This is a genomic window from Pseudoalteromonas sp. SS15, assembly GCF_049257195.1.
Classification (GTDB): domain Bacteria; phylum Pseudomonadota; class Gammaproteobacteria; order Enterobacterales; family Alteromonadaceae; genus Pseudoalteromonas.
In genome coordinates, this window is the sequence record NZ_JBMMUD010000001.1 from 141,488 (window position 1) to 165,033 (window position 23,546).

Annotated in this window: 24 protein-coding genes and 1 tRNA gene; 19 read left to right on the forward strand and 6 right to left on the reverse strand. The window is 39.7% G+C overall.

The window, feature by feature from the left end; genetic code table 11:
• Positions 1-84: 84 nt before the first annotated feature.
• From AAEU28_RS00610 to AAEU28_RS00625, 4 genes are all read left to right on the forward strand, one after another.
• On the forward strand, positions 85-456 hold the full coding sequence (locus tag AAEU28_RS00610) for a hypothetical protein (RefSeq protein WP_138568563.1): 372 nt from the start codon (positions 85-87) through the stop codon (positions 454-456).
• Between the two features lie 84 nt (positions 457-540).
• A tRNA-Ser gene (locus AAEU28_RS00615) sits at positions 541-631 on the forward strand.
• Positions 632-680: 49 nt separating this feature from the next.
• The gene (locus AAEU28_RS00620; protein WP_421962511.1) at positions 681-1,052 is read left to right on the forward strand and encodes a hypothetical protein; all 372 of its coding nucleotides are present in this window, start codon (positions 681-683) and stop codon (positions 1,050-1,052) included.
• Between the two features lie 65 nt (positions 1,053-1,117).
• Positions 1,118-1,735 (forward strand): FKBP-type peptidyl-prolyl cis-trans isomerase, encoded by a 618-nt coding sequence (locus AAEU28_RS00625; protein WP_058029735.1) that lies wholly within the window; start codon positions 1,118-1,120, stop codon positions 1,733-1,735.
• A 162-nt stretch (positions 1,736-1,897) separates the two neighbouring features.
• Here AAEU28_RS00625 and asnS read toward each other — a convergent pair whose 3' ends face one another.
• Positions 1,898-3,295 carry an asparagine--tRNA ligase gene (asnS, locus tag AAEU28_RS00630; RefSeq protein WP_421962512.1) on the reverse strand — a complete coding sequence of 466 codons (1,398 nt, stop codon included), beginning with the start codon at positions 3,293-3,295 and terminating at the stop codon, positions 1,898-1,900.
• A 230-nt stretch (positions 3,296-3,525) separates the two neighbouring features.
• Here asnS and AAEU28_RS00635 point away from each other — a divergent pair, with 230 nt between their 5' ends.
• A complete protein-coding gene (locus tag AAEU28_RS00635; RefSeq protein WP_421962513.1) occupies positions 3,526-3,960 on the forward strand; it encodes an ATP-binding protein in 435 nt (144 codons plus the stop codon).
• Between the two features lie 92 nt (positions 3,961-4,052).
• On the opposite strand, the gene ald is transcribed toward AAEU28_RS00635, so the two are convergent.
• Positions 4,053-5,174 (reverse strand): alanine dehydrogenase, encoded by a 1,122-nt coding sequence (ald, locus tag AAEU28_RS00640; RefSeq protein WP_421962514.1) that lies wholly within the window; start codon positions 5,172-5,174, stop codon positions 4,053-4,055.
• Between the two features lie 144 nt (positions 5,175-5,318).
• On the opposite strand from ald, the gene lrp reads away from it, so the two are divergent.
• The 7 genes from lrp (at position 5,319) to rmf (ending at position 12,894) form a co-directional block, all read left to right on the forward strand.
• Positions 5,319-5,798 (forward strand): leucine-responsive transcriptional regulator Lrp, encoded by a 480-nt coding sequence (gene lrp, locus AAEU28_RS00645; protein ID WP_130254308.1) that lies wholly within the window; start codon positions 5,319-5,321, stop codon positions 5,796-5,798.
• A gap of 158 nt (positions 5,799-5,956) precedes the next feature.
• Positions 5,957-8,566 carry a DNA translocase FtsK 4TM domain-containing protein gene (locus tag AAEU28_RS00650; RefSeq protein WP_421962515.1) on the forward strand — a complete coding sequence of 870 codons (2,610 nt, stop codon included), beginning with the start codon at positions 5,957-5,959 and terminating at the stop codon, positions 8,564-8,566.
• Positions 8,567-9,199 carry an outer membrane lipoprotein chaperone LolA gene (gene lolA / locus AAEU28_RS00655; protein ID WP_421962516.1) on the forward strand — a complete coding sequence of 211 codons (633 nt, stop codon included), beginning with the start codon at positions 8,567-8,569 and terminating at the stop codon, positions 9,197-9,199.
• A gap of 5 nt (positions 9,200-9,204) precedes the next feature.
• The gene (locus tag AAEU28_RS00660) at positions 9,205-10,542 is read left to right on the forward strand and encodes a replication-associated recombination protein A (RefSeq protein ID WP_421962517.1); all 1,338 of its coding nucleotides are present in this window, start codon (positions 9,205-9,207) and stop codon (positions 10,540-10,542) included.
• Entirely contained in the window at positions 10,535-10,915 is a 381-nt protein-coding gene (crcB, locus tag AAEU28_RS00665; RefSeq protein ID WP_058029743.1) for a fluoride efflux transporter CrcB, read from the forward strand. The genes AAEU28_RS00660 and crcB overlap by 8 nt, the downstream gene beginning before the upstream one ends.
• Before the next feature lie 7 nt (positions 10,916-10,922).
• The gene (serS, locus tag AAEU28_RS00670) at positions 10,923-12,224 is read left to right on the forward strand and encodes a serine--tRNA ligase (protein WP_421962518.1); all 1,302 of its coding nucleotides are present in this window, start codon (positions 10,923-10,925) and stop codon (positions 12,222-12,224) included.
• A gap of 499 nt (positions 12,225-12,723) precedes the next feature.
• Complete coding sequence (gene rmf / locus AAEU28_RS00675; protein WP_058029745.1) at positions 12,724-12,894, forward strand: ribosome modulation factor; 171 nt, start codon at positions 12,724-12,726, stop codon at positions 12,892-12,894.
• A 73-nt stretch (positions 12,895-12,967) separates the two neighbouring features.
• Here the strand turns inward: rmf and fabA are convergent, their stop codons facing one another.
• Positions 12,968-13,483, reverse strand: a complete 516-nt coding sequence (gene fabA / locus AAEU28_RS00680) for a 3-hydroxyacyl-[acyl-carrier-protein] dehydratase FabA (protein ID WP_349287286.1) — start codon at positions 13,481-13,483, stop codon at positions 12,968-12,970.
• A 200-nt stretch (positions 13,484-13,683) separates the two neighbouring features.
• Here fabA and AAEU28_RS00685 point away from each other — a divergent pair, with 200 nt between their 5' ends.
• From AAEU28_RS00685 to AAEU28_RS00695, 3 genes are read left to right on the forward strand one after another with little or no spacing between them, the layout of a single operon-like run.
• Positions 13,684-14,541, forward strand: coding sequence for a 6-carboxytetrahydropterin synthase (locus tag AAEU28_RS00685; protein ID WP_421962519.1), 858 nt, complete (start codon positions 13,684-13,686; stop codon positions 14,539-14,541).
• Positions 14,534-15,352: a M23 family metallopeptidase gene (locus AAEU28_RS00690; protein WP_421962520.1), complete on the forward strand. Its 819-nt coding sequence runs from the start codon at positions 14,534-14,536 to the stop codon at positions 15,350-15,352. The genes AAEU28_RS00685 and AAEU28_RS00690 overlap by 8 nt, the downstream gene beginning before the upstream one ends.
• Positions 15,353-15,360: 8 nt before the next feature.
• A complete protein-coding gene (locus AAEU28_RS00695; protein WP_404389441.1) occupies positions 15,361-15,792 on the forward strand; it encodes an acyl-CoA thioesterase in 432 nt (143 codons plus the stop codon).
• Positions 15,793-15,820: 28 nt separating this feature from the next.
• On the opposite strand, the gene AAEU28_RS00700 is transcribed toward AAEU28_RS00695, so the two are convergent.
• From AAEU28_RS00700 to bioA, 3 genes are all read right to left on the reverse strand, one after another.
• Positions 15,821-16,660 carry an HDOD domain-containing protein gene (locus AAEU28_RS00700; protein WP_421962521.1) on the reverse strand — a complete coding sequence of 280 codons (840 nt, stop codon included), beginning with the start codon at positions 16,658-16,660 and terminating at the stop codon, positions 15,821-15,823.
• Between the two features lie 124 nt (positions 16,661-16,784).
• On the reverse strand, positions 16,785-18,122 hold the full coding sequence (locus tag AAEU28_RS00705; RefSeq protein WP_421962522.1) for a KamA family radical SAM protein: 1,338 nt from the start codon (positions 18,120-18,122) through the stop codon (positions 16,785-16,787).
• A gap of 119 nt (positions 18,123-18,241) precedes the next feature.
• Entirely contained in the window at positions 18,242-19,537 is a 1,296-nt protein-coding gene (gene bioA, locus AAEU28_RS00710; RefSeq protein WP_421962523.1) for an adenosylmethionine--8-amino-7-oxononanoate transaminase, read from the reverse strand.
• A 122-nt stretch (positions 19,538-19,659) separates the two neighbouring features.
• On the opposite strand from bioA, the gene bioB reads away from it, so the two are divergent.
• Genes bioB through bioD form a run of 4 tightly spaced genes read left to right on the forward strand, consistent with a single transcriptional unit; the run spans position 19,660 to position 23,287 of the window.
• Complete coding sequence (gene bioB, locus AAEU28_RS00715) at positions 19,660-20,694, forward strand: biotin synthase BioB (RefSeq protein ID WP_404389433.1); 1,035 nt, start codon at positions 19,660-19,662, stop codon at positions 20,692-20,694.
• A 3-nt stretch (positions 20,695-20,697) separates the two neighbouring features.
• Positions 20,698-21,846, forward strand: a complete 1,149-nt coding sequence (locus AAEU28_RS00720) for an aminotransferase class I/II-fold pyridoxal phosphate-dependent enzyme (RefSeq protein ID WP_421962524.1) — start codon at positions 20,698-20,700, stop codon at positions 21,844-21,846.
• Complete coding sequence (locus tag AAEU28_RS00725; RefSeq protein WP_421962525.1) at positions 21,843-22,604, forward strand: methyltransferase domain-containing protein; 762 nt, start codon at positions 21,843-21,845, stop codon at positions 22,602-22,604. Before AAEU28_RS00720 ends, AAEU28_RS00725 begins: the two co-directional genes overlap by 4 nt.
• Positions 22,604-23,287 (forward strand): dethiobiotin synthase, encoded by a 684-nt coding sequence (gene bioD / locus AAEU28_RS00730; RefSeq protein WP_421962526.1) that lies wholly within the window; start codon positions 22,604-22,606, stop codon positions 23,285-23,287. Before AAEU28_RS00725 ends, bioD begins: the two co-directional genes overlap by 1 nt.
• The last annotated feature ends 259 nt before the right edge of the window (positions 23,288-23,546 follow it).

The window sequence follows — 23,546 nt, forward strand, 5'->3', positions numbered from 1 at the left end:
TGTTGCCCGAGACGGTTGTTTTATAGCCAGTATATTTGTTAGTCTTATAAAGATATTAATAATAATAAAATCATGTGACACTTTATGGGCAATCTATTTTTAAAAGAAAAAGAGAATTGGTGGGTTTGGTTATTGTGGTCCGCAATAGGGGCTGCTCTTTCTTACTATTCATCTTATGTCACGGAACAAGTTCAATATTTATTTCTTCCAGCTTCATTTTTACTTTTAGTACTTACTTGGTGGATGAACTATAGTAAACGCTATGAATTCTCTAGAGCTTTTAAAGTGTTGCTTTTTGTCGGAAGCATTTCATTTGCACCGCTTTTATATACACAAAATTATACATTAGATGAGATCACAAAATTATTTGTTGATTCAGCATTTGTACTCATAAGCTTAACTTGCGTGAGTTTAATGGGTGCATTCATAGCAAAACGACCAAAACAGTATTATTAGTAATCAAACAATTCAATGTTGGTTCTTTTTTTAAAATAGTACTTTACAAGGTTTGTAAAACTCTCTATTATTCGCGCCAACAACGGAGAGATGGCTGAGTGGTTGAAAGCACCGGTCTTGAAAACCGGCATACGTTAATAGCGTATCTAGGGTTCAAATCCCTATCTCTCCGCCACCTCATTCCCAAAACCGCCTTTAGGCGGTTTTTTTCGTTTGGAGGAAGTATGAAACTTGATTTGGTAAAGCGTTTTTCACTTTGGATCATTTTTAGTTTTTTCTATGTCAGTGGCTTGGAAATGGCATTGCAATTATCAATCGATGCACAACAAGACCCGAATCTTCTTAACACCGTTCTCTACACATTTCTGTTTAATCTATTAGTTGGTCACTTAATTGTGAAGTACGAAAAAGTATGGCCAATATTCTGCGCAATGATAGTTGGTGCTTTTGGTATTATTGGCTTTGGGTATTTTTTCACAGAGCAACTTATCGACTACAGCAAAGAGTTAAAACTTGCCTTGGTATTAAGTTTACCGTTTGCAACATTTGTTGTGATAGAACTCAAAAAATTAATGGATAAGCAGCAATCAGAGTAACCTTTATCTCAATCTGCAGTGTGTTACACTGCAACATTCTTTAAATTAAAAAAGCGAAAATTTACATGTCTGATTTATTTAATACAGGTGCAGAAAAAGCAAGCTACGGTATCGGTCTTCAAATGGGCGAGCAGCTTAAAGCTAACCCTTTCGATGGTCTTAACCTTCACTCAGTGTTTGAAGGTATGAAAGATGCGTATGCTGGTGAAGCACTTCGTGTTGAAATCCCTGAAATTCAAGCTGCATTTGAAGCAATCAATGCAGAAATTCAAAAGCGTCGCGAAGAAGAAGCTAAAGTTTTAGCTGCTGAAGGTACGGCTTTCCTAGAAGACAACGCAAAGCGTGCAGAAGTAACTGTTACTGAGTCAGGTCTACAGTACGAAGTACTAGCAACAGGTGAAGGTGACAAGCCAGCTGCAGATTCAACTGTACGTGTTCATTACCACGGTACATTAATCAACGGTACAGTTTTCGACAGCTCTGTTGAACGTGGTCAACCTGCAGAATTCCCAGTAAACGGTGTTATCAAAGGTTGGACAGAAGCACTTCAACTAATGGCGCCTGGTGCTAAATTCCGTCTATATATCCCACATGACCTAGCATACGGTGAGCGTGGTGCTGGTGCATCAATCGCACCTTTCTCAACTCTAATCTTTGATGTTGAGCTATTAGAAGTTCTTTAATTAAGAATTTATAAATTGCTATCAATTTCACACAGTGAGTTGAACTAGCTATAAAAAATCCTCGTTCTGAACGGGGATTTTTTTTGCATGAGATTATTGTTCATCTTTTCGTAACACACAAAAAAAGCGCCAATTTGGCGCTTTTTTATAAGCTAATGCAGATTAATAGTTTGCATTGCCTTTAGTACGAGGGAAGGCGATTACATCACGTACATTGCCCATACCTGTCACATAAGCTACTAAACGCTCAAAACCTAGACCAAAGCCTGAGTGAGGTACTGTGCCGTATTTACGTAGATCGCGGTACCAGCTGTAGTCTTCTTTGTGTAGACCCATCTCTTCTAAACGTGCATCTAGTACATCTAAACGTTCTTCACGTTGAGAGCCACCGATGATCTCACCAATACCTGGTGCTACTACGTCCATAGCTGCTACTGTTTTGCCATCTTCATTCTGGCGCATGTAGAATGCTTTAATGTCACGAGGGTAGTTTTTAATTACTACAGGTGCTTTAAAGTGCTCTTCAGCAAGATAACGTTCGTGCTCAGATTGTAAATCTACACCCCATTCAACTGGGAACTCAAATTTCTTACCACAGTTCTCAAGGATTGTGATTGCATCAGTATAATCAACTTGTGCGAAATCTTTTTCAACAAACTCTTCTAAACGAGAGATCGCTGTTTTCTCGATTCGTTGTGCGAAAAATTCCATATCGTCACGACGCTCATCAAGTACTGCTTTAAATACATACTTAAGCATATCTTCAGCAAGGCTCGCGATGTCTTCTAGATCGGCAAATGCAACTTCTGGTTCTACCATCCAGAACTCAGCAAGGTGACGAGACGTATTTGAGTTCTCAGCACGGAAAGTTGGACCAAATGTGTAGATTTTTGACATCGCACTTGCGTATGTTTCACCATTTAACTGACCAGATACAGTTAAGAACGCTTCTTTACCGAAGAAATCTTCAGAGTAGTCAATGTCACCTTTATCTGTAAGCGGAAGATTCTGCATATCTAATGTTGATACACGGAACATTTCACCCGCACCTTCACAGTCACTTGCAGTGATGATTGGTGTGCTGATCCACATGTAACCACGCTCGTGGAAGAAACGGTGAATGGCTTGTGATAAACAGTTGCGAACACGTGTTACAGCACCAATTACGTTTGTACGAGGACGTAAGTGCGCGTGTTCACGTAAGAATTCAATACTATGGCGCTTTGCAGCCATAGGGTAAGTATCTGGGTTTTCAACCAGACCAATAACTTCAACTGTATCAGCTTGGATTTCGAAAGCTTGGCCTTGGCCCTGAGACTCAACCAGTTTACCTGTAACGCTGACTGAACAACCAGCAGTCAAATTGGTAACTTCATCATAATTATTGAGCGAATTCGGAACAACTGCTTGAATAGGGTTAAAACAAGAACCGTCGTGTACGGCTAAGAAAGAAATACCTGCTTTAGAATCGCGGCGTGTACGGATCCAACCTTTTACTGTTACTTGGCTGTCTACCGCAACGGTGCCTTTAAGTAGCTCCGTTATCGCTATGTGGCTCATCTTCACTCCAATGATTTAGTTACTCTAATAATTATTTAAACTGTCGTACCCTTTAGTACGAGGGCATTATCTTACCTGTGATGAGCAAATAAAAAAACCATTTATGACAACTCTTTTAAGGTCAATTGCACTAAATATCACTCCATATATAAGTATCATGACTAATTTGCATAAATATGGCATCATTGGCGTATATTCAGTGATAGAAATTAGTAATTAGTTGAGAGGCAATGAAGCAAGTTTTTATTCTAAGAGGGCTCCCAGGTTCAGGTAAAAGCAATTATGCACAAAACTTAGTCGACGAACTTGTCGCAGGTGATGAAACACAATACGCGATTTGTGCAACGGACGACTACTTTTATAACGAACAAGGTGAGTATCATTTCGATAAATTCAAGCTATCAGAATTTCATAATTTGAACCTTGCTCGTTATATCAATGCGCTTGCTGAGGGCATCCCACTTGTGATCGTTGATAACACTAACATTAAAAAATGGGAGTTTGTCGCGTATGCACAAGCAGCCTATGCGTTAGGTTATCAAGTTAAAGAAGTAGTGGTTGGTGAGATCAAAGATAAATCGTTACAACATTTATATGCTAAACGTAATACACATAACGTCGCTTTAAGAACTATTAGTAAAATGGCTTATATGTTTGAGTGGTAATGTTTGTAAAAAGGCATTTATCTTTTAGATAGGCAATTTAAATATATATAAAAAAACCCGCTGAAAGCGGGTTTTTTTATTTCACTTATAGATTAAGCATTTTCTAGTGCAGTACGTGCATCTACAAATTCCATGTTGAAGCCTTCAGCAACTTCTTTACACGTAATTTGACCGTTGATCACGTTTAAGCCATTCATGAAGTGATCGTCTTCAAGAAGTGCAGCTTTATAGCCTTTGTTCGCAAGCTTGATGATGTAAGGTAATGTCGCATTGTTAAGTGCAAACGTTGAAGTACGCGGAACAGCACCTGGCATATTAGCAACACAATAGTGAACAACCTCATCAACAATGTAAGTTGGTTCAGCGTGTGTAGTTGCTTTAGAAGTCTCGATACAACCACCTTGGTCGATTGCAACGTCAACGATTGCAGAACCAGGTTTCATGTTCTTGATGTGTTCAGCAGTCACTAGTTTTGGTGCTGCCGCACCAGGGATAAGTACACCACCAATTACAAGATCAGCTTCTAGTACGTGTTTTTCAAGTGCGTCAGCAGTTGAGTATACTGCTTTAACACGGTTACCGAATTGCGCGTCTACACGACGTAGAACGTCAACGTTACGGTCAAGAACAACAACATCAGCGCCCATGCCTACAGCCATTTGTGCAGCATTGTTACCAACCATACCAGCACCGATAACAACTACTTTAGCTGGTTCAACACCAGGTACACCACCTAATAGCATACCGCGACCTGCATTTGATTTTTCAAGTGCCTGAGCGCCAGCTTGAATTGACATACGGCCAGCAACTTCTGACATAGGCGCAAGAAGTGGTAAGCCACCACGAGCGTCAGTTACAGTTTCGTATGCGATACAGATAGACTTGCTCTTAACTAGGTCTTCAGTTTGTGGAAGATCTGGTGCAAGGTGAAGGTAAGTGAATAGGATTTGACCTTCACGTAACATAGCGCGCTCAACAGCTTGAGGCTCTTTTACTTTTACAATCATGTCTGCTTTTGCAAAAACATCAGCAGCTGTTGGTAAGATTTCTGCACCAACTGCAATGTAATCTTCGTCAGTAAAACCAATGCCAATACCAGCATTTGTTTCAACAACAACTTGGTGGCCGTGGTTAATTAATTCACGAACACTTGCTGGAACCATACCAACACGGTATTCATGGTTTTTTATTTCTTTAGGTACACCGATAAGCATAATAATCGCCTCATATATAAGAACGGGATAAAATTTTCGACTATTATATTGGTCATTAGCTAGTATGTCCTACCTTTTTTGGTGTATCTTCTAGATATAAATTCTAAAAAGTATCATATGGCAGATTAAAACTCTGAAAAGCACATGTACCAACAGTTAGATCGAATAGACAGAAACATTTTAGTAGAACTTCAGAAAGATGGCAGACTTTCAAATGTAGAGTTAGCAAGGAGAATAGGACTTAGTGCAACGCCTTGTTTGGAGCGTGTAAAAAAGCTAGAGCGAGAAGGCTATATAAAAGGGTATAAAGCAGTTGTTGACCCGGCAAAGTTAGGACAGGGGCTTTTAGTTTATGTAGAAGTAACAGTAAATAAGAATAGCCCAGACGTATTCGATAAATTCAATCAGGCAGTGAGGCAACATGATGAAATAATCGAATGTCACTTAGTGTCAGGTAATTTTGACTTTTTACTCAAAACAAGAGTAACAGATATGTCTGAGTATCGAGGTGTACTTGGCGATATACTACTGCAGTTACCAAATATAAGTGAAAGTCGTACTTATGTTGTTATGGAAGAGGTGAAAGGGGAGCTCGGAGAAGTAATAAAACCCTGTGAAGCTTAGTTATTTCTTGGTATTGTTATAGTCAATACAAAAGCGTGCTTAAGCGCTTATTCAGATAAAAAAGATTTTAATATCCAAAAGTTTAGATTTACTAAAAAAGCATCAGCTGCACTCTATAAAAAATCTAAACCAAGGCAAACTAGGGGTAAACGCACTTTATGCGTCTTAATGGAATTCAAAGGCTACTTGAAACTGGTCTGATCGTCAGCACATTCACGGCATTATTCACTTTATGTGCCTTGATAAGCTTTGACCCATCTGATCCTGCTTGGTCTCAAACAGGTGAATATCTTGAAGTAAAAAATATTACAGGCACAGCTGGTGCGTGGGTTGCTGATATTTTATTAGTGAGTTTTGGCTGGATGGCCTTTTTAGTGCCTGCAGCCATTCAACTAGCTGGCTATTTGTTGTTTAAGAAACCGCACAAGTTATTTCACCTTGATTATGTCACTCTAGCCCTAAGATTGATTGGTCTAGTTTTGTTTGTGTCTTCAGCAAGTGCCATCAGTAGCATCAACTTTGATGATATCTATCATGTCTCCTCAGGTGGATTTATTGGTGACGTCGTTCGTGATGCGATGATCCCGGCTTTCAAATTCACGGGCACTTCAATCATTTTATTATGCTTTTTCTTTGCAGGTTTAACCTTAATGACGGGGGTATCTTGGGTTGAATTTGTTGACTACATCGGTGAGAAGGTTATTCAAGCTTGTCGTTTATTATTCAATAAGCTCCAAGATTTCCAAACAAGCAAGCAAGTAAAGCCTGTCTCTAGACAAGAAACTGAAGTGCAGTTAGATGAAATAACAACTCTTGAAGATATGTCAGATAAATCCGAAGTCACCCATGCTGACTCTGAACTTACTTCTCAACAATCGCTAGAACAAAAACCAATTGCGAAATTAAAAGACAGGCTATTTACAAAGAAAACAGAGTCAGAAACAAATCTAGACACTGAAAGCAAAGTAATAAAAAGTGAACCTAGCCTTGATAGCTCAAATTTGAATGAGACTAGAGCTGATGTATTTGACGAGCTAGATGACATTTTAGAGCAAGAGATTAACTTTTCAGCGATTGATGATGACGACTTTGATGCATCTAGCGCTTTACAAGGGTTAGACGATGCACCTGTTTTAGCTCACGAACCAGAAACCAGAGTTCAATCTCCAGCAAGACCGCTCAAGCCAAAAACTGACCCAGAAAAACCAGTTTTCGTGCCAGAGCCAACTGCGAAAGAAAAGTTTGAAGAATTACTGAGTGCTGAGCCGCCAAAGGATCCTCTTCCATCACTCGATTTATTAGACAGGCCAGATAAACAGAAAAATCCTATATCAAAAGAAGAATTGGATGCTGTTTCTCGTCTTGTCGAAGTGAAGCTACTGGATTTTAATATTCAAGCGAGTGTAGTGGGGGTGTACCCAGGTCCCGTTGTCACGCGATTTGAGCTCGATTTAGCACCAGGCATTAAGGTTGCGAAAATCACCGGCCTTGCAAAAGATTTAGCGCGTTCATTATCAGCGGTTAGTGTTCGTGTTGTAGAAGTAATCCCAGGTAAAACCTATGTTGGTCTTGAGCTACCAAACAAACATAGAGAAATTGTACGCTTATCTGAGGTGATTAACGCGCCTAAATTTGAACAAAACCCATCACCATTAACCATGGTGTTAGGTAAAGACATCGCGGGTCAACCGGTGGTAGCGGACTTAGGCAAAATGCCGCATCTATTAGTTGCGGGTACAACGGGTTCAGGTAAATCTGTTGGTGTAAATGTGATGATTTTGAGCTTGCTCTACAAGTCGCCGCCTGAAGATGTGCGTATGATCATGATAGACCCGAAAATGCTTGAACTTTCTGTCTATGAAGGTATTCCGCACTTACTATGTGAAGTTGTCACAGACATGAAAGAAGCGTCAAATGCACTGCGATGGTGTGTTGGCGAGATGGAACGCCGTTACAAACTCATGTCAGCACTTGGTGTTCGTAACTTAAAAGGTTACAACCAAAAAGTGCTTGCGGCCAAAGAAGCGGGTCAACCAATATTAGATCCGCTGTTCAAAGACACAGATGGTATGGCGAATGAGCCTGAAGCGCTGGATAAACTGCCAAGTATCGTTGTTGTGATTGACGAGTTTGCCGACATGATGATGATTGTAGGCAAGAAAGTTGAAGAGTTGATTGCGCGCATAGCACAAAAAGCACGTGCTGCAGGTATTCACTTAGTGCTAGCAACACAAAGACCGTCTGTTGATGTTATTACGGGTCTTATTAAAGCGAATATTCCAACTCGTATGGCTTTCCAAGTATCAAGTAAAATTGACTCTCGGACCATCTTAGATCAGCAAGGGGCGGAAAACTTACTTGGCATGGGTGACATGCTGTATTTACCACCAGGTACCAGTGTACCAATTCGTGTTCACGGCGCGTTTGTTGACGACCACGAAGTACATGCTGTTGTAAATGACTGGAAAGCACGTGGTAAGCCGAATTATATCGAAGAAATCTTATGTGGTGATGCCACTGAAGATATTTTATTACCGGGTGAAACGCCAGAAGGTGGCGACGACGAATCTGATCCACTTTATGACGAAGCCGTTAGTTTTGTTATTGAATCAGGCAAGGTGTCTGTTTCGAGTGTGCAACGTAAGCTTCGTGTCGGTTATAACCGAGCAGCACGCTTAGTTGAACAAATGGAAGCATCAGGAGTCGTAAGTTCACCAGGGCATAATGGTGCTCGAGAAGTATTAGTCCCTAAAGGGGGAGTAAATTAAATGATGAAAAAAACACTATTATCAAGTTTAGTCGGTTTGTCTTCGCTGTTTTTATCACAAGCTGCATTTGCAGATGCTGCAATTGAACTTAAAGCTAAGCTTTCTGAAATGACGACGTTTAAAGCAAGTTTTAATCAAAAAGTCACTGATGAACAAGGTGAGGTATTACAAACTGGCTCGGGTAGCTTAGCCCTAGCACAGCCTTTAAAAATTCATTGGCAACAGCAAGAGCCTGACTCAACTATGCTGGTTTCTGATGGTCATCGTGCTTATTATTACGATGAATTTGCAGAGCAAGTGACCATTATGGCCAGCCTTAACCTGATCGAAACAACGCCTTTTGTGTTATTAACTACAAATGCAAAAACACAATGGGAAAAATATCAGGTTTCTAAGACTAAAGAGAATTACAAAATCATCCCTAAATCGACAACTGATTCGCAAGTAGAATCTTTAGAGCTACAGTTTAATACTGACAAACAACTTTCAAAAATATTGGTGGTGGATTTATCAGGTCAATCAACTGAGTTTAAATTTTCTGACATCAAATTAAACGGTACTTTAGACAGTAACCTGTTTAACTTTACCATTCCTGAGCATGTTGTTATTGACGATCAAACTCAAAGTGAATAGTTTTTGTGAGTAATTTAGGATTTGATTTTGGCAACGACGTAAAGCCATTGGCAGCAAGAATGCGGCCAACACAGTTAGAAGACTACATAGGCCAATCACATATATTAGCCGCAGATAAACCCTTATATAAAGCCATACTGTCTGGTAAAGCACATAGTCTAATCGTTTGGGGTCCGCCTGGCGTCGGCAAAACCACCATTGCTGAAATAATAGCTAACCATGCCAATGCGCGCATACAGCACTTATCTGCTGTGACTTCAGGTGTAAAAGAAATTCGTGAAGCCGTGTTAGAAGCTAAACAAAACCTCAGTATGGGACAAAGAACTTTATTGTTCGTTGATGAAGTTCATCGATTTAATAAGTCTCAGCAAGATGCTTTTTTACCTTACATTGAAGATGGCACTTTTATATTCATTGGTGCTACCACTGAAAACCCAAGTTTTGCTCTGAATAACGCGATTCTATCGCGGGCACGTGTTTACACTTTAAAAGCTTTAACCGATGAAGAGCTTTTCCAGGTATTAAAACGCGCTATCTCCAAAGATGAGACACTCTCGAAGCTGAAAATCACGGTCTCAGATGCACAACTTATGCAAATTGCACAAGTCAGTAGTGGTGATGCCCGTAAAGCTTTGAATCTATTTGAGCAAGCTGTTGAACTATCTGATCAACATGGCGAAGTGGTTATTACTTCTGATGTGCTTACCCAGCTATTACCTTCTCATTTTGCAAAATATGATAAAGGCGGCGACTTATTTTACGACCTGATCTCTGCTTTTCATAAATCAGTTAGGGGGAGCGATCCAGATGCGGCACTTTATTGGTACTGTAGAATTCTAGCAGGTGGTGGTGACCCGCTTTATGTCGCTAGAAGGCTTTTAGCCATTGCCACCGAAGATATTGGTAATGCAGATCCAAGAGCGATGCAAGTGGCATTAAATGCGTGGGATATTTTTCAACGTGTAGGACCCAGTGAAGGCGAGAGAGCTATTGCCCAGGCAACAATTTATCTTGCCAGTGCTGCGAAGAGTAATTCGGTTTATATGGCGTTTAACCAAGCAAAGCAAGATGCTTCGACCGACCCAGATTACCAAGTGCCCGTTCATTTACGCAACGCACCAACAAAGCTCATGAAAGAGCTAGGTTATGGCGATGAATATCGTTATGCCCATAATGAAGAAGGAGCATTTGCCGCAGGTGAAAATTACTTTCCTGAAGAAATCAAAGACAGGCAATATTATGTGCCCTCAGAACGTGGCTTAGAAAAGCAGATAAAAGATAAGCTTGAATATTTAAAGTCATTAAATCATATGAGTGTGAACAAAAGATATTCAAATGATTAAAATGTACCTCTCAATTGCACTTGGAGGCGCACTTGGTGCGTGTTTAAGGTTTTTTATTAGTGATACAATGCTCAAACTGCTGGGTAGGGGATTCCCATTTGGCACTTTGACCGTTAATATAATCGGTTCATTATTATTGGGAGTTGTATTTGGCTTACTTGAAAAACAAGTACTCGCGGTAAGCCCTTATAAGTCACTTATTGTGATTGGTTTCTTAGGTGCATTAACAACTTTCTCTACATTCTCGATGGACTCTTTGTTGCTACTTCAACAAGGGCAAATTGTGAAGATGATTCTCAATATCACCTTAAATGTGGTGTTATGTATTTTTATGGCTTGGTTAGGCCTTAACTTAGTCATGCAAAAAGGTTAAAAGCAAAATGTTAGATTCAAAATATTTACGTCAGGATATTGCTGAAGCAGCAGCTCGACTAGCTAAACGTGGCTTTGAGCTTGATGTTGATGCGATTAATGCTTTAGAAGAGCAACGCAAAGCGCTTCAAACAAAAACACAAGAATTACAAAGCGAAAGAAACAGCCGCTCCAAAGCAATTGGTCAAGCAAAAGCAAAAGGCGAAGATATTCAGCCACTACTAGACGCTGTTGCTAACCTAGGCGACCAACTTACAGCGGCTAAGAATGAACAAGACGAAATTTTAGCTAAGCTAAATAATATCGCTTTAACTTTACCTAACTTACCGGCTGAAGATGTACCTGCAGGCAGTGATGAAAGTGAAAACGTTGAAATCATCAAATGGGGTGAACCTAAACAGTACGATTTTGAAGTTAAAGATCACGTAGATTTAGGTGAAGCGCTTGATAAAGGCTTAGACTTTGAAACGGGTGTTAAACTAACTGGCTCTCGCTTCACTGTAATGCGTGGTGGTGTTGCGCGTATGCACCGTGCACTAGTTCAGTTTATGCTTGATACACACGCTGATAAGCATGGCTACACAGAAATGTACGTGCCTTACCTTGTAAACAAAGACAGCTTGCTAGGTACAGGTCAGTTACCTAAGTTCGCAGGTGATTTATTCCACACTAAAGGTTTAATCAACGACGATGGTGAAGAGCAAGAAGGTTTCAGCTTAATTCCAACGGCTGAAGTTCCGCTTACAAACTGTGCACGTGATGAAATCTTTGATGAAAAAGAACTTCCAATCAAAATGACAGCGCACACGCCTTGTTTCAGAAGTGAAGCGGGTAGTTACGGCCGTGATACACGTGGTTTAATTCGTCAACACCAGTTTGATAAAGTAGAACTTGTTCAACTTGTAAAACCAGAAGACTCAATGGCAGCGCTTGAAGAGCTAACTGGTCACGCTGAGTATATTTTACAAGCATTAGAGCTACCGTACAGAAAAGTCGTGTTATGTACTGGTGATATGGGCTTTGGTGCAACAAAAACATACGATCTAGAAGTATGGTTACCGGCGCAAGACACGTACCGTGAAATTTCATCTTGCTCAAACATGTGGGATTTCCAAGCTCGTCGTATGCAAGCACGTTTCCGTCGTCAAGGTGAGAAGAAGCCTGAACTACTTCATACATTAAATGGTTCTGGTCTAGCTGTTGGGCGTACATTAGTAGCAATTTTAGAAAACTACCAACAAGCTGATGGTTCAATCGTGGTACCAGAAGTATTACGTCAATACATGGGCGGTTTAGAAGTCATTAAATAAGACTTCATTTAATAACTGTTTATATGATCAAGGTCGCTTTGTTGCGGCCTTTTTTGTGTCTGTAAGATACTAAAAAATAGGCACTTTATTTAAGCAAATAATTACTTTGAAATGACAATGTGAATTTTCACTTTTTTTAGAATTATAATCCTAAAATGTAATTTTTTTGATTTTAAATTTTAAATATCGCGTCTTCTGTGGTTAATTTATTCTATTTTGGGCTGGGTTAATTTTAATTATGTAAATTATATTGCAGCTATATGAAGAATATGTTTTATTAGGTTCTAAGGGTTGGCCAATCCTGCTTTTATGAAGCGTTAAAGTCATTTCTTTAACAGTCTTCGTGTTCTCGTATTTACAAAATTAGACTTTATAAAACATGCATCATTTTAATTTGAGCGTAAAGGCTAATAACATTTGAATTTTACGTTTTTATTAACTATTCATTAAATGTTGCAATGTTTTGCAGTGTTAATAAACAAAAGGTGAGGATTTACCTATGAAGAGACAAAAGCGTGATCGATTAGAAAGAGCACATTCCCAAGGATACAAAGCAGGTTTAGCAGGACGCTCAAAAGAACTTTGTCCATATCAACAATTAGAATCTAGATCAGAATGGTTAGGCGGGTGGCGAGAAGCCATTGATGACCGTAATATGTTTAAAACTTAATTTACAGAGAATTTAATACAACAAAGCCCTCAATTGAGGGCTTTGTTGTTACAGAAACTTTTAAAAAGTCTAATTAGAAAGCGCTCGTATCCTGGAACAGGCCTACTTTTAGATCTTTTGCTTCATAGATAACGCGACCATCTACTTCAACAGTACCGTCAGCAAGACCCATGAATAATTTACGCTTAATTACACGCTTCATATCTACACGGTAAGTTACTTTTTTAGCTGTTGGTAAAATTTGACCTGTGAATTTAACTTCGCCTACACCTAGTGCACGACCAAGACCTGGGCCACCAGACCAACCAAGGAAAAAGCCAACGATCTGCCACATTGCGTCTAGGCCAAGACAACCTGGCATTACAGGGTCACCTTTGAAGTGACAATCGAAGAACCAAAGGCTAGGGTCAATGTCTAACTCAGCAATAATTTGACCTTTGCCAAATTCACCACCGTTATCGTTGATCTCAATGATGCGATCCATCATTAGCATGTTGTCACTTGGTAAACGGCAGTTGCCTTCACCAAACATTTCACCACGACCACATAGGATCAATTCTTCTTTTGTGTAGCTGTTCTTTGGTTCCATAGTATTAATACTTTTTCTTCAAAATAAAAATTCAGGCTACTTTAGCTTACAGATGTACGCCAAACAACTCTGAACAGTTGATTATTGTTAATATTTTAAACATTTAAGCATTTTTATATGACAACTTGCATTAACTTGGGCGATTTTTAGAATACATTTCTTTATAATGATTCTTGTTAACTAGTTCATTTTGGATCGACATGATTTTATTCGTAGACGCTTTAACTGTTATTGATTTTTCATACTTTTGTAATAAAAGAGGGCCGGTAGGTGAAAGTTGGATTGCTGACTTAACCCTTCATGGAGACTTGAATGATGAGTCTATGGTTTTAGATTTTGCACTGGTAAAAAAACAGATTAAACGCATTATCGATGACACAATCGACCATAAACTTGCCATACCAAAAGGTTTAAATGGCACATGCAGTATTGAAAGCGAACAAGTCAAGCTTGACGCACAATTCGGTGACGAACATCACATTGCGATGTATGCACCTGAACAAGCTGTTTGCTTAATTGATGCTGAAACAGTGAATGAACAATCTGTGATAGCGTTCTTGAAACAACAAATTATGCCTAAGATGCCTGAAAACGTAAAAGACATCGATATTGAACTTCGTCCAGAACAAACTTCTAGCTTTTATTACCACTATAGCCACGGTTTAAAAAAGCATGATGGTAATTGTCAGCGCATTGTTCACGGCCACCGCTCATTGATTGGGATTAGTCTCGATAACATTCCTATGCCTCGTCTCCAAAAAGAATGGTCACGAAAATGGGAAGATATTTACCTTGGATCTGAAGAAGACTTAATCGCTAACTCAGAACTAAAACATATTAAGGCCTTAGACACTGATTACGCATTTTCTTATACGTCTACACAGGGCTATTTCGAATTAGCAATCAGTAAAGCCCGTTGTGATATTTTACCTTGTGATACAACAGTAGAGTGTATTGCTGATTACTTAGCAACAGAAATTAAAAAAGCGCACCCTGAAAATGCAGTGAAAGTAAAAGCATTTGAGGGCGTAGGCAAAGGAGCCATTGCATATGCTTAAAGCCGTGTTATTCGCTTTAGTTGGTTTGACAGCCAGTGTCAGTTCTATGGCTTTAGAGCTGAAAGGTAGTCTAACGCAAGGCGGTATGATCATTGGTAAATTAAACAAGCCTAACTCTGTGTATTTTAATGGCAAAGCATTAAAAATAACTAAAGACGGAGAGTTTGTTTTCGGTTTCGGTCGAGATGCTGATACAAAGCATACTTTAACTTGGGTTGACCAAGCAGGTAAACAGCATACCCAAGATATTGTGATCACTAAGCGTGAATATAAAATTGATCGCATTACGGGTGTCGAAAAGAAGTACGTTTCACCACCTGACTCCGTACTTGCTCGTATTAAAGATGATGCAAAACGTGTGCGAGCTGCACGAGCAGGAGAGTCTGATTTTACATATTTTAAGGACACCGTTTTACGTCCAGCCAAAGGCCGTATTTCTGGCGTTTATGGCAGTCAGCGCTTCTTTAATGGCAAACCAAGAAATCCACATTTTGGTTTAGACATTGCCAATAAAACGGGCACGCCAGTTTGGGCCCCACTTGCGGGTAAAGTCGTAATGGCAGATCCTGAACTATATTATAGCGGTGGCACGGTGATCATCGACCACGGTCATGGCATTACATCAACCTATATTCACCTTAATAAAATACACGTAAACGTGGGTGATAAGGTTAAAGTCGGTGACCATTTTGCAGATATAGGTGCGACCGGCCGTGTAACTGGCCCGCATTTAGATTGGCGTTTCAACTGGTTCAATGAACGTCTTGACCCAGCATTATTAATGACAGATAAATTAGCAAATACGAAGTAGTAACTTAAATGAATGATATTGATAAACAAGCAGTGATTGAGCAACGCATTAAAGAGTCTGTTACGTCTGTAACTAAGACAGTTTTTCCTGGGCGTACAAATCACCACAATACCTTATTCGGTGGTGATGCATTGGCTTGGATGGACGAAGTTGCCTTTATTGCCGCAACGCGTTTTTGTCGCAAGCCTCTCGTTACTATTTCTTCAGATAGAGTAGATTTTAAAGAAGCTATTCCAGCTGGGACTTTCGCAGAATTAGTAGCAACTGTGTCTCATGTTGGTAATACCAGCTTAAAAGTGGATGTTAATATCTTCCTAGAGCGTATGCACAAAGATGATAAACACTTAGCTATTTCGGGTAGTTTCACCTTTGTTGCTGTTGATGATAATCACAGGCCGACACCAGTTGTTTGTGAAAATATGCTTAAAGGCTTTAAATAGCATTTATGTAATGAGGGCTTTTTAGCCCTCATATTTCATCTGTAATTTCTTCGATAATACTAAATAACTGTTCTTCTTCCATATCTAGATGATCTATTACGTCATCCATGATGTTTTGCCATTCACCATTTATTTCGCTTGGTTTCTCTTTCAAAAAAGCACAGTGTCTCGAGAGTTTGAGAATACACAGTAAATCTAAGCCGACTTTATCCAATTCTTCTGATTGGAATAAACCATCAGTGTCATGTTGGTAGTAAATAATATTAATCATGACTTTGGGTAAGCGCCATTGCTGCGCTAGTAAAGCACCGATGGTCGCATGATTTGTCTGGTATTTTTCAAACTGCAATTTAGCAGCATCATCCCAATTGTTTTCATCTGCATAAGCCATCACAGCTTCAAAATCGTCAAAATGTTGATTCAGAATTGCTACACCAACACCGTGAAAAAGCGCAAGCATATAAGCGTGATTAGACAAAGCCGGTTTATCGAGTTTCATCGCAACTATACTGGCTATATGAGCAATATCGGTTTGAACATCCCAAAATTTAGCCATAGTTGGATCTGTACCAACAGCAGCTTTAACAGCCACGGCTTTAACCAAGGGAATTAACCGCTTTAAGCCTAAGATCATAATGGCTTGGTCGATTGATTCTATTTCTTTTGCACGTCGAAAAGCACTGGAATTTACAACCTGAAGTATTGCTGCGCAGATCCCCACATCATCTTGCAGTATTTCAGATACCCGTGAAATATTGGGTTCTGGCTTTTTTGTTTCTTCAGAAAACTTTATTAAAGCTTCTGGTCGAGGCGGGATTGAAACGCTTCTAAGAATCGCCTTTTCTTCATTGGTTAATGATATCGGCATACCATAACTCCAATCTAATTAACTATTTAAATGATAGTTTATGCTTCAGAAAAGTGGTATTGAATTGACGGGTAGGAGTGGAAAAGAATTGCGTAGTTAACTACGCAATTCATATTTAACTTATTTACATTGCTTCGTATTCTTCTTGCCAGAAGAACTTTTCTTCACCGAAAGCTGGAACAAGTCCATCAAGCCAAGTGGCTTCTTCATCGTATTTTGCAAAGAACGGACGTTGAACCCACTCAGGATTACGCGCTTGAATAAAGCGAAGTACAAATACTTTTTCACCAGCAATTTCAGTAACACCTGATACTTCAACTTTACCAGGGCCTGCACTCATTGAAGGGCCACGTACTGTTCTACTTACACCTGAAACTTGTTTGTAAGCATCACGGAAAATTTCCCAAGTTTTGTAAAGTGGTAATTCGAAGTAGCGTTTAGCACCTGTATCACGTTCAATGAACATATAGTAAGGGATCATGCCCATTTGCGTTTGTTCTTTCCACATTTCAGCCCACATATCAGAATCAACGTTTAAGTTGTTTAACAGTGGAGCCTGCGTACGGATCTGCGCGCCGGTTTTACGGATAAGTTTTATCGCTTCACGACTAATATCAGTACGTAATTCTTGTTTGTGGTTAACGTGCGCCATAATTGACACATGCTTGCCAGCATCTACAAGCTCTTTTAATAACGCTAATAAATCTTGTGCATCGGGATCAGTAACGTAACGGAATGGCCAGAATGTCAAAGACTTAGTACCAATACGAATTGTCTTGATATGATCAAAACGGGGTTCTTTTAGTGCTTCTAGGTACTTACGTAACTTAACAGTACGCATTACCATAGGGTCGCCACCTGTCATTAATAGGTCTGTCACTTCTGTGTGTTCAGCAAGGTAGTTATGCAGTAACTCTTCATCGTTATTGTTAAAACGTGTTGCTTTACCTACGAATTGCGCCCAACGGAAACAGAAAGTACAGTAAGAATGGCAATATTGACCTTGAGCAGGGAAGAACAATACAGTTTCTTTGTATTTGTGTTGGATACCTTCAACTTGCTCACCTTCAAAAGTTGGCACATTCTTATCCATTTGACCGGCAGGGTGCGGATTCAACTTTTGACGAAGTTGTGTTGCTAATTCAAAAACTTCTTCAGGTGTATGCTCGCGCTTTAATAAAGCAGCCATTTGCTCATATGACTCATCATCAAGCATGCCACGCTGAGGGAAAGTTAATTGGAATACCGGATCATTCGGTACTTTATCCCAATCAATTAGCTCTTCGATTACATAATTATTAACTCGAAATGGAAAAACATTGGCCACAACGCGCATCTCAAAGCGTAAATGCTCAGGAAGTTGATGAAGTTGTTCAATCTTATCTATTTGACGATGTTGATAAACATTGAATTTTGGTGGTACATAAGCTTCTGCTGGCTGCAATTGGACGGTTTGCTGCATATGTTTGTTTACTCTACTACTAATTACATAAAGCGCAGTAGTCTAACAAAATTATGGTTATGTTTCAGCGTTATTTATATCAGCTCGAACAAATAACGCTAAATTTTTGATTATTAGATTTAGTATTCTTCTGTGGAGATAGCTTGATAAATTGCAGAGCATAAAGCCATTATGTCGCTATCTGTACTAATATAAGGTGGCATTATATAAATTAGTTTACCAAATGGTCTGATCCAAACCTTATGTTCTCTAATAAAATACTTTTGAATTTTTGCGACATCTACAGACCGATTGACTTGTACGACACCTATCCCACCGAGCACTCTGACATCATCAACAGCATCTAGCTTTGAACATTGTTTAAGATTGGTATTCATTGTCTGTTCGATTCGATTAATTTGTGCAAGCCAATCGTTTTCTTGAAGCAATTCTAAGCTAGCATTGGCTGCAGAGCAGGCTAGGGGGTTTCCCATAAACGTTGGTCCATGCATTAACACGCCAGCTTCACCTTGACTGATCCCGACAGCGACTTCTTCTGTTGCCAATGTCGCAGAAAGAGTCATCGCGCCTCCAGTCAGGCCTTTGCCAATACACATAATATCAGGGCTGATGTTTGCGTGTTCACAAGCAAACATTTTTCCTGTTCTGCCAAAGCCAGTAGCAATTTCATCTAAAATGAGGAGTACATGATATTTATCACACAGTGCTCTGAGCTTTTTAAGATAAGACGGATGATAAAAGTTCATACCACCAGCGTTTTGTACAATGGGTTCTATGATAAAAGCGGCGACTTCATCGCTATGTTGTTCAAACGCCTGTTCTAACGTTGCAAGTTCAGCTTCATTTTCATTATCGTAAAAACCAGCTTTTGGTGCTTCGACAAAGATATGCTCAGGTAAGAAACCTTGATACATACTGTGCATAGAATTAACTGGGTCACAGACACTCATCGCTGCAAAGGTATCACCGTGATAGCCTTTTTTGGCGGTCATGAGCTTTGTTTTATTTGTTTCACCTTTACTTATCCAATATTGCAATGCCATTTTTATTGCAACTTCAACGCTTACAGAGCCGCTGTCGGCTAAAAACACTTTTTGTAAAGGCTCTGGGCTTATTGCAACCAGCTTTTTACATAGCTCTACTGCAGGAGCATGTGTGATACCACCGAACATAACGTGACACATTGTTTGTGCTTGTTGTTGTATTGCAGAGACTATTTTTGGGTGATTGTAACCATGTATGGCACTCCACCAAGAGGCCATGCCATCAATGAGTTCAGTGCCATCATCAAGATAAAGTTTGTTCTTATCAGTATGTGTAACACCGTAAACAGGTAGCGGATCACCTATAGACGTATAGGGGTGCCAAATATGTTGTTTATCGAATTTGATATCTATAGGTTGATAATTGCTCACTTGTAAACCTTTAGCTTTGCTGTGACGTTGACAATACTACGACACTCAGTAGACTAAGCCAATCACCGTCAAATCAAACGCCTAATTAATAGACAGGCGAAGAATAAAAAGAGTATCAGATTATGGCTACAGTTCGTCACGATTGGACTTACGAAGAAGTAAAAGCACTATTTAACATGCCGTTTAACGACTTGCTATTTCAAGCGGCAAGTATTCACCGTGAGAACTTTAATCCAAACGAAGTCCAGATCTCGACCTTACTTTCAATTAAAACGGGAGCTTGCCCTGAAGATTGCAAGTATTGTCCACAGTCAGCGCATTATAAAACAGATTTAGACCGTGAACGTTTAATGGAAGTAGAAAAGGTTGTTGAACAAGCGAGATTAGCGCGTGAAAAAGGCGCAACACGTTTCTGTATGGGCGCTGCATGGTCTGACCCAAAAGATAGAGACATGCCTTACATTGCTAAAATGGTGCGTGAAGTAAAAGAACTTGGTTTAGAAACTTGTATGACACTTGGCATGCTTGATAACGAAAAAGCACATGCACTTAGAGATGCGGGCCTTGATTATTACAATCATAACTTAGATACCTCGCCTGAATATTATGAGCAAATTATCACAACACGTACTTATCAAGACAGACTTGATACCTTAGACAATGTGCGTGATGCAGGCATGAAAGTGTGCTCTGGTGGTATTGTTGGTATGGGCGAGCAAGCAGGTGACCGTTACGGTTTATTAATGCAGCTTGCTAACTTACCAAAACAACCTGAAAGTGTACCAATTAACATGCTTGTAAAAGTGAAAGGTACACCACTTGAAGACGTTGAAGATCTAGACCATTTTGAATTTATTCGTACGATTGCCACTGCACGAATTATGATGCCACACAGTTATGTGCGTTTATCAGCGGGTAGAACAGCAATGAATGAGCAAATGCAATCAATGTGTTTCTTCGCAGGCGCTAACTCCATTTTCTACGGTGACAAGTTACTGACGACTGAAAACCCAGAAGCTGATGCAGATATGAATTTACTTAAAAAGCTAGGTATGAATCCAGAGAAGCGTCAAGACTACTCTGATGAGGCATACGAAGCGTCTTTAAGTTCAAAAATTGCTGATAAAGCAACGTCAGAGCTATTTTACGAAGCATAATGAATGGCGTTTGAATTTATAGAAGCAGCGCTGCAACAAAGACGAGTAGAGTCTTTGTTGCGTGCTCGTCATGTGATTGCTGATTCAAGTGACGCACGCTTTTTAACAACAAAAGATGGTAAGCAATATCTAAACTTTGCCAGCAATGATTATCTTGGTTTAGGGTCTAAGTTAGAGTTACAAGGTGGGCTAACAGGTAGCCGCTCCTCGGCTCTTGTTACAGGATACCAGCAGTGCCATAAAGATTTTGAAACCTTACTGTGCAAACATTTTGGATATGGGTCTGCTTTACTTTTTAGTACGGGGTTTAGCGCAAACAGCAGTGTTATTAAGGCTCTTTTTTCACAAAGCTCAGGCTCAAAATCCGCGCTTGATTCTGCCATTTTCCAAGACAAACTTAACCATGCCAGCTTAATTGATGGGGCTTTGCAATCTGATGCCAAGCATATCCGTTTCAACCATAATGACATGGGGCACCTACGTCAGCGTTTAGAAAAAAGCAAAGCTATAAATAAGTTGATCATTAGCGAAGGTGTGTTTTCGATGGATGGAGACAGCGCGCCACTACAGCAGTTAATGGAATTAAAACAGCAGAACAATGCTTGGCTGATGTTAGATGATGCACACAGCTTTGGTGTATTGGGCGAACATGGCCTAGGAAGTGTAGGTTTAGGTTGCAAGCCTGAAATTCTAGTTATTACTTTCGGTAAAGCAATGGCGTGTCAGGGCGCGGCTGTTTTAGCAAGCAAAACAGTCATCGACTTTTTACTTCAGTTTAATCGTGACTATATTTACTCGACGTCTATGTCGCCGCTCATGGTACAAGCTGCAGAACAACAGTTCTTACGTGTCCTTGACGCGAATGAGCAGAGACAGCACTTGTTTAATAATATTGCGTTATTCAAGCAGCTTTGTGCCGATGCAAACATTCCCGTAATGCCGTCAGACACTGCGATACAACCGGTTGTGTTAGGCAGCGCTGAAAATGCATTAAATGCGCAAGCTAAGCTTAAAGAGCAGGGGATTTGGCTAACTGCAATTCGCCCTCCTACTGTACCACATAATACGGCCAGACTTAGGATCACAATTACCGCAGCACATACTCATAATGATATCGAAAAGCTTGTATCAGCCTTAAGGGTATCAATATGATTGCAACACCCGATAAACTGTCAACGGCGAAGCAGTTTTCAAAAGCTGCAGGGCAATACAAGCAACATGCACATGTGCAAAAGCTAGCTGCCGAATTGTTATTTTCAAGATTGAAAAAACACAGTCAAGTTATGCTAGACCTTGGCGCTGGCCCTTTATTGCATCAGCATAAACTTAAACATCATAGTGACTGTCTGGTTGCGATGGATCTGAGTTTGGGCATGTTGGCTGAAACACATCCAGAAAATAACGTAAGTCGTGTTTGTGCCGATATGGATAAACTGCCTTTTACAGACAACGTATTCGATGCAGTATTTTCAAATTTTGCAATTCAGTGGAGCGCCGATCCTGAAATTTTATTTAAATCACTTTATTATGCGAGTAAAGCAGGCTCTCAAGTTCTACTATCGACGGTTTTAGATGGCTCTTTGTCTGAAATAGCACAGGCATGGAAAGCAGTGGATGATAAACAACACATTAATGATTTTTTGAATTTAACTCAGTTGATTAAAATTGCACAAAGTGTTGGATTCAAAGTGGCGTACTCAAATCAGCACTGTCTTCAAGATCACTATGACAAACCAATCAACGCCATAAAGTCGGTGAAAAATATCGGCGCAAATCATCTGACCGATTGTCAAAAAGAGCAAGGCCTATTGGGCAAAGCGGCTTATAAAAATCTATTGTCAGCTTTTCCATTACAAGACGGTAAAGCCGTTATTAGCTACCAAGTCGGTATTTTGGAGTTAACTAAATAATGAATTCATTTTTTATCACAGGTACCGATACTGAAGTCGGTAAAACCCATGTTACTTGTTTATTACTCAAGTTTTTAACCCAACATAAACGCTCAGCGATTGGTTTTAAGCCTATTGCAGCCGGAGCTGAAGAAGCATTTGGTCAATTAGTCAATGAAGACGCTTTAAACATAATGGAGTCTTCAAATGTCCATGCTAAGTATGAACAAATTAATCCAATTTGTTTCGAGCCGCCAATTGCGCCTCATATCGCAGCGCAACGTGCAAACAAAGTAATTACACAAATTGAACTTAATCATCATTATAAAGAGATTTTATCTATTGGGGCCGAGTTCACTCTTGTAGAAGGTGCTGGTGGCTGGTCTTTACCAATTAATGACACGGAATATTTGTCTGATTGGGTAAAGGCCCGTGAAATCCCCGTTATTTTAGTTGTTGGTATGAAACTCGGGTGTTTGAATCACACGTTGCTTACAATTCAAGCGCTCAAAGCTCAAGGGGTGAAATGTGTGGGCTGGATTGCCAATGAGATTGACCCTAACATGTCAGAGTTTGATGCAAACCTTGAAAGCTTGAAAGCGCGTATTGATGCGCCATTATTAGCTGTTGCACCATTTGCAAAAAGCAAAGCAAAATTGAAAATTTATAAGGCACTAACCGATCTTTTTGCAATTAACTTGTAAGTGCGTGGCTTAAGGCAAGTTTAATTTGAATGTAAAAGGTGATATCTAAATAGATATCACCTTTTATTTTGAGGTTTGTATCTAATACCAATCATCAATAATACTCAATCATTATGAGGGACTAAAACTGACGCTAACTTCGTTAGAAATTTCTTATTTAGAGCAACTAAATAGCAAAATTCCCGCCTCGTTACCGACAAGTTTTACTTGCCTCAAAATAGATCGCTTAATTAAGAGGATTGGTATAATAAGATCTCGT